We start from the raw sequence: 11,721 nt of genomic DNA on the forward strand, positions 1-11,721 counted from the left end.
GTGTTTAGGCCGTTGCGTCGGTATCTACATGCAGAGAGGCGATGGGCATCATGCCATCGCCTCTCTTTCATATAGGCTTGCGCCAAGCCTTCAGCCCTCATTTGGCAAAGCTTCTGTACCATTCCATGAACTCTGCCACCAGCGGGGTGGGGTTGGCCTTGGCTGTCCATCCCACAGGCTGGTCGTAGTATTCCAGTTCGTGGATTATTACCGGCAGGTCCCTGCCCAAGGCCCGGGTTATCGTTTCGTTGCGGTGCAGCCTGTTGGCCACCTCGATGACAATGTCCATGAATGCCTCCTGCATTCGTCTGTCTTTCTCTTCAATCATCCTGTATCCCTCCGGGTTGCCGTTTTCTTCCTGCTTTTCGGCCTTGTTCAGTTCGTGCAGGGTGTAGAACAAGCCCTCGTCTTTAAAGTAAAGCCTGAGCATAGTGTCGTTTCCACCCAGCGTGCCCGTGTCGTCTTGCATCCAGTAAGCGTAGTTCCACTTAGCCTCCATGGCGTTGCTTGCGTTTTGTTTTTGGGCTTCCGCGTGCGAAACCGTGTTGTATCCGATTGTCACCACAGGGCGTCGCGGGTCGTCATCCACGTTGTCTTTCCAGAACGAAATGGCGTAAATGTCGCCAATCCCTTTCCGGCTCATGCGCCTCACTGCCCTTTCGGCCTTGGCGCAATAGTGCTTGATAATGTTTTCTTTGTCCATCAGTCGTCAATAAGTTCTTCAAGTCGTGATATGGTTTCTTTCAGTTCAGGCGGCACTCCGTCGGCCCATCCCTTGGTGTCTGCCACCGTTCCATTGGTCGGTATGAACATTTCCTGAGGTATGTCATCCTTCATCGTATATCCTTCGAGCGTCTTTGTCCAGTCGTATCCCTGCTTGCAGCCGTCGTTGCCCGGGTCGAAGGCATATCTCTCGTTGCGGTAGAACCCTTCAGCATAGTTGCGTTCAATGGTCTTAATTATGTCATATTCTTCCACATACCACCTGTGTCCTTCGGCACATTCATCTATGGTGGCGAATTGCTTTCCGTATCCGGGGTCCATCATCCAGTACAGCCTCAGTATCGTTCCGCGGTCGGTGTCTGGCTGTTGTGCAATCCATTTTATCACTTTGGGCGGGTTGTCAAGGCGCCAACCCCGTGCCAGCATCTCCCTGCATTCGGGCCCGTGCCGCTTAAGATAGTCGATGATGATGTCGGCCAGCAGCTCTTCGTATGCGTCTTCCCCTATGCGCTCGTCGCCCCACACGTAGTTTTTGTCTAAGATTTTCTTCAATAAAGTCATAGGTCTCTTTCTCTTTGGTTAGTTCATGCAGCGCCTTGTGCCCTTTCGTTGGCCAGGCTGCTTGTGGTTTCATGCCTTGTTGTCAGGCTTCCCGTCAATATCATTAAATCCTGCGTCGTTTCTTGCAGTGGCCTCCGAAGCGCGGTGCCGGCCATTGCCCGTGCGGCTCTTGCAGTCTCATCCAGCCCGCCCACGGCCTGCAGAAAACCGCAGGTGCCGGGGGCGGTCAGCGTTTCCGCGCCGCCGTCTGCATATTGTCATCACTTGTTCCGCCTATTGCGGTTTTGGCCAACACAGCCCATGGCCATTCCTATGTGCAGTTCATCCAAGGCCGGCTGCCCGTAGCTTCCTTTTTTCCGGTGCCCGTTGCCGGCAGGCATTTGGTCGTCAGCGGCCTTTGGCCGTCTGTCTTGCTTGAATGTTGCATTTGGCAAAGATACGTATTAATTTTCATTTCCCAATGCCATTGTGAGCATTTATTTCATCGATTGCCATGGGATTTTTTTCTACTGTTTGCAGTCTTGTGCCGTTGCCGGTGCCGTTAGCCGTTGCTTGCCGGTCTGTTTCTCGTGTTTTTCTCCGTCTGTGTTGCAGCCCCGGCTGTTGCTTTCCGTGGCCGTCCATGGGTTTCATGCCGCTCCGTCGGTCTTTTGCCTTCATGCATTGTGTCGTCTGTTGTTTCGTTGTTTTGGTAAATTTGACGGCGTGTGCTTGCGTATTCTGATGCTTTTTTCGTAATTTTGCAATGTTGCTATGAATTTGTTTTAAAAGATGAGATACCGTTTCATAATCATTATGGCAGCTGTGCTGTGTTCCATCCGCGCCATTGCACAGCCGTATTGCGATGTGCGCACGTTTACCATCCGCGACGGGCTTGCTGCCAATATCATATCCGGTTTCATGCAGACTCCCGACGGTCTTATGTGGATGTCTACGTGGAACGGGCTTTGTTATTACGATGGCTATCGCTTTGCCACGTTCCGTAATTCGGCCGAGCAAGGCATGGTGCTGTCCACCAACAGGATTATGCTCATCAAGCCGGGGGCGAAGGGCGATATATGGTGCGGCACGTCCGACCGCCATGTTTACCTGTTCGACACCCAGGCCAACCGTTTCATCGACGTGACGGCCATGATACGCGAGCGTTTCGGCCATGATGTGCCCGTGCGCAGCATCTATCCTTTGGCCAATGGCCATACGTGGCTTATTAGCAACGACGCCTCGGCGTGCTACCGTGTGAGCGACAGTCTCATCTCAACCGGGGCCGGCATAGAGCAGTTCAGCGTCGACAACGGCACCCTGCCGAGCAACCTCCTGAGCAAGGTTGAGCTCGACGGGCAGGGGCGCGAGTGGATTTTTTCCGACCGCGGCGTGGCCATGGCCGGTGCCAGGATGCGTTCGTACTTCTCGGCAGAGTATATGGCACAGGCCGGCAACAACCTCTATTTCGCCTCGACCGACGGCCGTCTGTTCCTCTTCGACCCGCGGCATAGGGCCATGCAGCCTGTGGCCATGCCCCACGGCGTGGTGCGCATCAATGCCGTCGAGCAGCTCGACGGCGGCAACCTGCTGCTGGCCACCAACGTGGGCATAGTGGCCTACGACGTGAGGCGGGGCGGCATGAGGGTGCTCAATGTGCAGACGCCGTCGCAACCGTCGTCCGAGGTCACCTCCATCTACGTCGACCGCAAGCACCGCATCTGGGCTTTCACACCATCGCGAGGCGTGGTGTTGCTCCCCGGCCGCAACTTGTCGCCACGCTGGCTCATGGCCGACGCCGACCGCCCCTTGCACCGCACTACCAGCGTGAAGCCTTTTGTTCACGAGGATGCCTACGGCACGGTGTGGGTGGTTCCGGCCGAAGGCACATTCAGCTATTACGATGAGGCCGCCGGCGAGCTCGTGCCGTATATGCTGAAGACGTCCGACCGCACCGACTCCTACTTGCCGGAGATAAACAAGTTCATGTTTGACAAAGAGGGAAACCTGTGGTTCACGGGCACGCGCGACGTCAACCTTGTCAACTTCCGCTATCATCACTTCAAGCTTACGCCCGTGCTCCCGGGGCAGGAGGTGCGCTCGCTGATGTACGACAGCAAGGGGCGTATATGGGCAGGCACGTACAATGGCCAGCTGGCATTGTTCGATGCCGACCGCCGCCTTGTGGGCTACATGTCGCGCGGTGGCCGCCTTGTCAGCGAGCCGGTGGCTTTCGCCAACCGCATCTACTCGCTTTTCGAAGACAGCCACGGTGGCGTGTGGGTTGGCACCAAGGGCACCGGGCTCTATGTCATTGACAGCCTTGGCCACGTGGAGCATTTCACTGCCAATGCCGCCGACAAGTATTCCATAAGCTATAACGACGTTTACGACATCGATGCCGACAGCAAGGGGCGTATATGGGTGGCCACTTATGAGGGTGGCATCAACCTTGTAGACAAGAGCCAGGGCCGCATACGCTTCATCAACCACCGCAACCGTCTGGCCCAATACCCCATGCAGCAGTTTGCCCGCGTGCGCCGCATATCCCACACCGGCCGCGGCGAGATGCTACTCTCTACCACCAACGGCCTCGTCACGTTCTCCGACCGCTTCAGCCACCCCGAGGGCATACGCTTCTATACCACGCCACAGGTGGTTGGCGACACCACGTCGCTGATGGCCCCCGACGTGCTGCAGACGCTCATCACGCGCTCCGGCCGGGTGGTTGTGGTCACCATGGGCGGAGGCTTGCAGCTCGTGGCTTCGCCCAAGCTGCTGGCCGACGGCCTTAAGTTCTGCGACATGAGCGGAGCCAGGCCCGACGAGGGCGTGGTGCAGTCGGTGGCCGAAGACAACAAAGGCAACCTGTGGATAATGCGCGAGAGCAGCATCGACCGATACAAGCTCGACACAGGCGAACTGTTGCGCTACGGGCCGGGCAACATCGGCGACGGTGTGGAGCTGTCAGAGGCCAAGCCCGCCCACTACGCAAAGACCGACTTCATATCCGTTGCGGCCCGCGGGGGCTTCGTGAGCTTCAACTCCGCCGACCTGAAAAAGAGTTCGTATTGCCCGAACATCATCTTTACCAGGGTGCATTACCACAGCACCAACCGCATGGTTTCCATCCTCAACAAAGACGTTCTCGACGTGCCTGCCGACAGCCGCAACCTCACCATCTACTTCGCCGCGCTCGAATACTCCGACAAATACCTCGTGAGGTATGCCTACAAGATTGAAGGCATCGACGAGAACTGGAACTTTGTGGGCCCGGCCAACAGCGCTTCGTTCAACAGGTTGCCCGCAGGCAAGTTCCGGCTGCTTGTCAAGAGCACCAACGCCGATGGGGTGTGGAGCGACAATGTGGCCGAACTGGTTATCTACTCTCACCCCACCTTCTGGGAGACCGGGTGGGCCTGGCTGCTTTACATAGTGCTGGCATGCCTGGTGATATATGTCGCCATCTACATCTATAAGTTGCGGGCCAAGGCCGTGCTCGAGCGCGACCTCAACGACATGAAGACCAAGTTCTTCACCGAGATAGGCCATAAGCTGCGCACGCCGCTCACGCTTATCGGCGGCCCGGTGGCCGAGGTGCTGGGCGGCGGCGGTCTTACCGACACCGCACGGCGGCATCTCGAGATGGTGCAGCGCAATGCCTCGCGCATGCTGGAGCTGGTCAACAAGATGCTTCGTTACAATCTCGACCACCACGTATATATCAGCGACACCAACGCCGGGGTGATGATGGCCGGCAGCGGCGGCGAGACAGCCGTGCCCCATGCCGCCGCCGGTAGCGCAAAGAAGTCGTTGAGGCTGCTCGTTGTCGAGGACAACGACGACCTACGGGCTTTCCTCGTGGGCATACTCAGCAGCGACTATACCGTGATACAGGCCGACAACGGGCAGAGCGGACTCGAGGCCGCCGAGGCGCAGATGCCCGACTTCATTGTCACCGACGTCATGATGCCGGTCATGGACGGGCTGACCATGGTGCACAAGATAAAGCAGAACAAGGATATTTGCCACATACCAATCATTGTTCTGTCGGCCAAGGCGTCGCTCGACGACCGCTTGCAGGGATTGCGCGAGGGCATCGACGACTACATAACCAAGCCTTTCAGTGCCACATACCTCAAGATGCGTGTGCAGAACATCATCAGTCAGCGGCGCATGCTGCAGCAACTATACGTAGAGCAGCTTGATCCTAAGAACAAGGACACATACAGGTTGGAGTCGCCGCAGATTGTCGATGCCGACAAGGAGATGATGAAGCAACTCATGGTTTACCTCGAAGAGAACATCAGCAACCCGGAGATAAGGATTGAAGACCTGGCCTCTTCCGTCAATCTGAGCCGCTCGGTGTTCTATGGAAAGATAAAGAGCATTGTAGGCATGGCACCTGTCGACTTTGTGAAGCACATCAGGATTCTGCGTGCCGAAGAGATGATTGTAAAGAGCGATTATTCGTTCTCGCAGATTGCTTATGCCGTGGGATTCTCCGACCCTAAGTATTTCAGCAAATGCTTCAAGAAGGAAACCGGTATGACTCCGTCTGAATATCGCGACAGGGCCGAGTCGGGCGACAACACGTAGCGGTATGCTTGCATGCCTCGGCCGCTGTGCTGCCCGGGTTGCATGGCCCTGACTAAAATGTTTTGTGGTATGAAAAAGTTTATTTTATCGCCCTTGCTGGCTTTGGGTGTCGTGGTGGCTGCGTGTGGCAGGCCCGGAAAAGTGAGGCCCGCAACGGCAGACCGTGGCGACACCACTGCCACCGCTGTGGCCTACGGCGAGACTGTTCCGCCGCCACCTTCATCCGATGGCAATGCCTCGGGGGCTGTCGACCAGTCGGAAGGCATGCTCATCATCGAGAGGCTCACGCGCGTTTATGGCGAAGCGGGGGCACCCGTGGGTGCCATCATTGGCAGCAGCCGCTGCCCCGGCTATATTGAGGGGTGGCATTTTAGCGGCGAGCGGCTTGTGTTCCAGGTGCGTGGCGACACGGCCAGGGCGCGCCGCGAGATTTCGCAGGCGGCCGGCAGCAACCATTTCTCCATTGAGAAGGTGGGCGGAAAGGTGTATTCGGAAAAAGAGCTCGGCGTCATGCTTGACACGATAAACAAGCGTATGGCAACGGCTCCGGCCGAAGTCAGTGACAATGTTTACATGTGGGGTGTCGGGCTACATGCCATAGACGTGCACATGAGGCTCAACACCGAAGCGGCGCGACTGGCGTTCAGAAAACACGTATATGACTCGCCGGCGCTCCGCTTCAGTGGTTCCACGGGGCGTGAACCATGCTCTGTGACCGGCGTGGCCGACACGCTGGGCGTCAGCATACGGCCGGAGAGCGACAGCTTCCCGGCAGATGCCCGGAGGGCTGCGTTTGTATTGCGCAACCATGGCAGCCTGACGGTTGGCACGGGCGAGGATTACAGGATGGCCGTCGAGCGCGGCGGGCGGTGGTACTGGCTGCCTACTGCCGGTGTGGTCAACAGCATTGGCATCAATGTAGGCCCGGGCGGCAGCCACACTTTTTACGGGCAACTATATCCTACGGTCAACAATAACCGGCCGGGGCGCTACCGTTTCTTCAAGGAGGTAAGCATCGACGGGCACAAGGTGGTGCTTATGTGCGACTTCTTTCTGTCTGGCAAATGAACTCCTAACCGCCCGTCAGGCCGCCGTATGTTGTTTTTCGGTTGTCAATCATGCTCCAGGGCGCTTCAGCCTCCTTGTCGGCAGCAACTCTTCATGCCAACCGAGCCAAATCTATTCGGCCTCTAACGTAAGGTGCGGGTTAAAATGATGGCACAAATAAAGAAAGCTCCTACGCGCAAAGGCAACCACAATGGTGGCATCTTGCGCGTAGGAGCTTTCTTTATGCAAGTAGCTGTTGATACTTAACCGATACCAGAGATAAATGATTTTCAACAGCTGCTTATATGCCGGTGCGGTTGTTTATGCCCGGGCCGGCGCTTATTTTACTGTCAGGTTGGTCACGTTGTTATACTTCTTTATGGCCTTGCCGTCGGCGGCGGTTATCTTCACGCCGTCGAGAGTCAGCCCGTCGGTATAGTTGAGTATTGCACCCTCCTGCGCCTTGAACGTAGAGCGGCTTATCTTTATGTCCTTGATGGGCATCTCTGGCAGCCCGTTCATGTAGATGGCTCGCTTGGCCCCGTTGCACGTCACTCCCTCAACGCTTATGTTGCGGAAGCTCGGTGTGGTCTCGTCGACAGCCTGTATGGGTGCCGCCGTCTGGTTGCCGCCCTTGCTGGCAACCTCGAGCGGGGCCTTGCCGCCGTAGTACAGGTCGAAGGTGATGGCGTCGCCGGGTATGTCGGCCATGCCGATGTTGCGTATGAATATATCCTCGACGGTGCCCCCGCGGCCTCGTGTCGACTTGAATCTCAGGCCGGTGTCGGTGCCGATGAACAGGCAGTTGTCTACCATTATGTTGCGTGCGCCGCCCGACATCTCGCTGCCTATCACGAAGCCGCCGTGGCCGTGGTACACCCGGCAGTCGCGTATCACCACGTTCTGGGTTGGCATTGCGCGCTTGCGGCCCTCTTCGTCGCGTCCCGACTTTATGCACATGGCGTCGTCGCCCACGTCAAACGAGCAGCCCGTCACCACCACGTTGCTGCACGACTCGATGTCGAGCCCGTCGCCGTTTTGCGAGTACCACGGGTTGCGTATGGTCACGTTGCGCACAGTCAGGTCTTCGCACATCAGCGGGTGTACGTTCCATGCCGGTGAGTTCTCAAACGTTGCGTCTTCCAGCAGCACCCTCTTGCAGCCTATGAACGAGAGCAGGGCAGGCCTCAGATAGTCGTGCAGCTCCTGCCATGCCTCGTCGGTGTTCTCGCTGTAGGCCCGTTGGTAGTATTTGTCCCTGTCGGCGTCTATGTCGCGTATTTGTTCCGTTGGATACCACACGTCGCCTTTCTTGTTGAGTGCCCCGCCTTTGCACAGTGCCTTCCACTGCCCATCGGTCATCTTGCCGCGCTTCACCGGTCGCCAACTCTGTCCGTTGCCGTTGAACACGCCTGTGCCGGTGATGGCTATGTTCTCTGCGTTTACGGCCGTCAGCGGCGACATGCAGCGGCGCATCCTCACCCCTTCAAAGTAAGAGTCTACGAGCGGGTAGTCGGCCCTGTTGGGCGAGAAGAGCACCAAGGCACCCTCCTCAAGGTGCAGCTCGGTGTTGCTTTTCAGTTCTATGGGCCCGGTGAGCCACACCCCTCGGGCCACCGTCAGCCGTCCGCCGCCGCGTTGTGCCAGGGCGGCAATGGCCTTCCTGAAAGCCTCGGTGTTCATTGTGGTTCCGTCGGCCACTCCTCCGAAGTCGGTGAGCCTTACTTCATAGTCGGGTATTTTCGGTTCAGCAACGGCCCTCATCTCAAAGGGCAAGTCGTTGTAGGCGGTGGCTGCGCCGTCGGCCTTTTGTGCCGTGGCGGTCAGCAGCGATGCCAGCCCCACGGTGGCCATAGCCACCATTCTCGTTATTCTGTTCATCATTGTTTTTTGTTTTTTTGTTTGTTATGTTTTCAGCAGTCGTTAATTCATTGATGTCAACGGCCTGTCGGGTGCACAGGTCATGTATGCTTTTTTCCAAATCAGGGTACGTTCTACTAACGTCTTGAGCCCCACGGGTTTGCGCTAGCCGGCATATCGGCCTGCCAAAGGGCCTGTACTGCCCGGCCGTATGGCCCGTTTGGCGTGGCCGTTCGGGCCGTTTGGCATGGCAGTACGGGCCTTGGCGCGGCCTGATGTCACTTTTGTCAGTAAATATTGCAGCGTCCGGCCGGCTGCGGCCCTTGTGCCGTTTGCCTCAGTCCGGCGCCGGGGCCCGTTGCCAAGCGTCTGTCTCAGTCGATGGTTACCTGTATCTTCTGCAAGTCTTTGTCAGCGCTCGACGTGCCAACCATCAGTTCGTAGTTGCCCGGAACCACCCTCATGGTGTTGGTGGCGGCGTCCCATCCTTCAAAGCTCTCGCGCGGGAAGTCTATGGCCACGGCCTTGGTCTCGCCGGCTTTCAGCTCCACCCGGCAGAATCCGCGCAGCGTCTTGGCCGGCCCTTCGGTGTCGGCCGTGTTGCGCATGTAAGCCTGCACCACTTCGGTGCCGTCGCGCCGGCCGGTGTTGGTGACGCTCACCGTTATCTTGCCCGCCTTCTTGTCGTATTCGGGCTTGCCCAGTTCAAACTCGGTGTAGCTCATGCCGAAGCCGAAGGGGAATAGCGGCTCGCCGCCGAAATACCTGTATGTGCGGCCCTTCATCGAGTAGTCGTCGAACGGCGGCAGCTGGCTGTCGTCGCGGTAGAAGGTCACAGGCAGCTTCCCGCCCGGGTTGTAGTCGCCAAAGAGCACGTCGGCCACGGCGTGTCCGCCCTGTTCGCCGGCATACCAGGCCTGCAGTATGGCGTCGCACGTCTCGGTCTCGGGAGTCAGAGCCACCGCGCTGCCGCTGCAGTTCACCAGCACAATCTTCTTGCCGGCCTCGTGCAGCGCCTTCAGTATGTCGCGTTGTGCCTGCGGCAGTTCAATGCTCGTGCGGTCGCCGTTGTCAAAGCCGGGCTTGTTGACCTTGGCTTCCTCGCGTTCCAGGTCGGGCGAGATGCCGCCTACGAATATCACCACGTCGGCGTCGGCGGCCTTTGCCACCACCTCTGCCGGCGTAGTCGGCTCTATGGTCTCTACGTTAAACTGCAGCGTGGCGCCGTCGGCCAGTTGCATGTAGTCGAGTTGTATGTCATACTTCTGCCCGGCCTTCACTTTCAACTCCCTCTTGTTGTTCCTCATCTCCTCGGCCATCCATCGGTTGGCCACGGTGTCGCCGTTGACAATCAGGCGTATGCCGTCGTCGTTTACATAGTTGATGAACACCCGTCCGTCTTGCCTTGCCGTGAACGAACCGCGGAAGCTGGCCGTGAAGTTGGTGAGCTCAACGCCCGGAGCAAAAGCCGTGTTGCCCCCGTTGTCGAATTGCAGCGCGCTTGTGTAGCGTGTTTCCACCACAGGCTTGCCCTCCATGCGGGTGTTGTTCCAGAATCGCGCCTCCATGCCCGGCTTCCCGTCGGGTGTGACAAAGTCGCCGAACAGGCTCCGGGTGTCGGTTATCTCGGTAATCTCGCATCCCTTGGCATATTTCACCTTGGTGCCGAGCTTGGCCTCGATGCCCTCCATCACCGTCACAGTGTGGGCCGGCTGCCCGAAGTAAATACCCCACATCATCACCGAGTCGGCGGCGTTGGGGCCCATCACCATTATTCGGCCGGCGTCTTTGTCGAGCGGCAGCAGATTGCCGCGGTTTTGCAGCAGCACCATCTGCTCGCGGGCCATCTGCAGCGCCAGTTGCTTGTGGGCGTCGCAGTTCACCACGCTTTCGGGTATCTTTGTCCACTCCACGAGCGAGTCGGGGTCGAGTTCGCCGAGCTCAAAGCGCGCCTTCAGCAACCGCTTCACGCTCACGTTGATTTGCTCCTCGCTTATCTCGCCGGCCCTGACGGCCTCGGGCAGGCTCTTGTAGTTGCTGCCGCACTCCACGTCGGTGCCGCTGATCACGGCTTTGGCCGACGCCGCCGCCGCGTCTTTCGACACACCGTGGCGTCCGGGGCGCCAGAAGTCGCCTATGGCCCCGCAGTCGCTGACCACCAGTCCGTCGAATCCCCACTGGTCGCGCAGTATCTGTTGCAGCAGCCTGTTGCTGCCGCAGCACGGCTCTCCCTCAAATCTCTGGTAGGCGCACATCACTTCCTGCACCCCGGCTTTCTGCACAAGGTCTTTGAACGCGGGCAGGTAGGTCTCCCAGAGGTCGCGCGGCGATAGCGACTCAATGTCGAGGCTGTGCCTGGTCTTTTCCGGGCCGCTGTGCACAGCGAAGTGTTTGGCGCAGGCAAGCAGCTTGCGGTATTTGTGGCCCTCGGGCCCTTGCAGTCCGCGCACCACGGCCTGGCCCATCCTTGAGTTCATGTATGGGTCTTCGCCATACGACTCTTGGCCGCGCCCCCAGCGCGGGTCGCGGAATATGTTTATTGTCGGGGTCCAGAACGAAAGGCCCTGGTATTTGCCCACCTTGCCTTTGCGCTTCTGTGCGGTGTTCTTTGCCCGGGCCTCGTCGCTTATGGCCGAGTAGATGCGTTCGAGCAGTTCGTCGTCGAACGATGCTGCCATGCCGATGCACGAGGGGAACGTTGTCGACAGGCCGTTGCGCCCTACGCCGTGCAAAGCCTCGCTCCACCAGTCGAACTGCGGTATGCCCAAGCGTGGTATGGCAGGCGAGCCGTTCATCATCAGCTTGGCCTTCTCGTCGAGGGTTAGCCTGCCCAGCAGGTCTTCGGCGCGCTGCTCGGCCGGCAGGTCGGGATTCTGGTAAGGCAAGTTTTGTGCTGCCGCCCCCGCAGAGCACATCACGATGATGGATAAGAGCAGATTGCTTCTTTTCATG

7 protein-coding genes are annotated in these 11,721 nt (G+C 58.3%); 2 read left to right on the forward strand and 5 right to left on the reverse strand.

Translation table 11 applies throughout. The features are described from left to right. Positions 1-97: 97 nt before the first annotated feature. The 3 genes from M3089_RS05070 to M3089_RS05080 form a co-directional block, all read right to left on the reverse strand. Complete coding sequence (locus M3089_RS05070) at positions 98-703, reverse strand: hypothetical protein (protein WP_249082147.1); 606 nt, start codon at positions 701-703, stop codon at positions 98-100. Continuing rightward, positions 703-1,284 carry a DUF4274 domain-containing protein gene (locus M3089_RS05075; RefSeq protein ID WP_249082149.1) on the reverse strand — a complete coding sequence of 194 codons (582 nt, stop codon included), beginning with the start codon at positions 1,282-1,284 and terminating at the stop codon, positions 703-705. The genes M3089_RS05070 and M3089_RS05075 overlap by 1 nt, the downstream gene beginning before the upstream one ends. 450 nt (positions 1,285-1,734) lie before the next feature. Then, on the reverse strand, positions 1,735-1,944 hold the full coding sequence (locus M3089_RS05080; protein WP_249082152.1) for a hypothetical protein: 210 nt from the start codon (positions 1,942-1,944) through the stop codon (positions 1,735-1,737). Between the two features lie 111 nt (positions 1,945-2,055). Between M3089_RS05080 and M3089_RS05085 the strand changes: the two genes are divergently transcribed. Together M3089_RS05085 and M3089_RS05090 are read left to right on the forward strand one after the other, a co-directional pair. Then, the gene (locus tag M3089_RS05085; RefSeq protein WP_249082155.1) at positions 2,056-5,862 is read left to right on the forward strand and encodes a hybrid sensor histidine kinase/response regulator transcription factor; all 3,807 of its coding nucleotides are present in this window, start codon (positions 2,056-2,058) and stop codon (positions 5,860-5,862) included. Positions 5,863-5,931: 69 nt separating this feature from the next. Continuing rightward, a complete protein-coding gene (locus M3089_RS05090) occupies positions 5,932-6,930 on the forward strand; it encodes an immunoglobulin-like domain-containing protein (protein WP_249082159.1) in 999 nt (332 codons plus the stop codon). A 318-nt stretch (positions 6,931-7,248) separates the two neighbouring features. Here the strand turns inward: M3089_RS05090 and M3089_RS05095 are convergent, their stop codons facing one another. Then, the gene (locus M3089_RS05095) at positions 7,249-8,793 is read right to left on the reverse strand and encodes a glycoside hydrolase family 28 protein (RefSeq protein ID WP_249082160.1); all 1,545 of its coding nucleotides are present in this window, start codon (positions 8,791-8,793) and stop codon (positions 7,249-7,251) included. A 350-nt stretch (positions 8,794-9,143) separates the two neighbouring features. After that, on the reverse strand, positions 9,144-11,720 hold the full coding sequence (gene xyl3A / locus M3089_RS05100; RefSeq protein WP_249082163.1) for a xylan 1,4-beta-xylosidase: 2,577 nt from the start codon (positions 11,718-11,720) through the stop codon (positions 9,144-9,146). Position 11,721 lies beyond the last annotated feature (1 nt).

It is taken from the genome of Marseilla massiliensis, assembly GCF_023336985.1.
GTDB classification, from domain to species: domain Bacteria; phylum Bacteroidota; class Bacteroidia; order Bacteroidales; family Bacteroidaceae; genus Prevotella; species Prevotella intestinigallinarum.

Excerpts from the sequence above, each read along its gene's own strand:
- M3089_RS05075 (WP_249082149.1), bottom strand. The coding sequence starts at position 1,284 with ATGACTTTATTGAAGAAAATCTTAGACAAAAACTACGTGTGGGGCGAC.
- xyl3A (WP_249082163.1), bottom strand. The coding sequence starts at position 11,720 with ATGAAAAGAAGCAATCTGCTCTTATCCATCATCGTGATGTGCTCTGCG.
- M3089_RS05085 (WP_249082155.1), top strand. The coding sequence starts at position 2,056 with ATGAGATACCGTTTCATAATCATTATGGCAGCTGTGCTGTGTTCCATC.
- M3089_RS05095 (WP_249082160.1), bottom strand. The coding sequence starts at position 8,793 with ATGATGAACAGAATAACGAGAATGGTGGCTATGGCCACCGTGGGGCTG.
- M3089_RS05090 (WP_249082159.1), top strand. The coding sequence starts at position 5,932 with ATGAAAAAGTTTATTTTATCGCCCTTGCTGGCTTTGGGTGTCGTGGTG.
- M3089_RS05070 (WP_249082147.1), bottom strand. The coding sequence starts at position 703 with ATGGACAAAGAAAACATTATCAAGCACTATTGCGCCAAGGCCGAAAGG.
- M3089_RS05080 (WP_249082152.1), bottom strand. The coding sequence starts at position 1,944 with ATGAAGGCAAAAGACCGACGGAGCGGCATGAAACCCATGGACGGCCAC.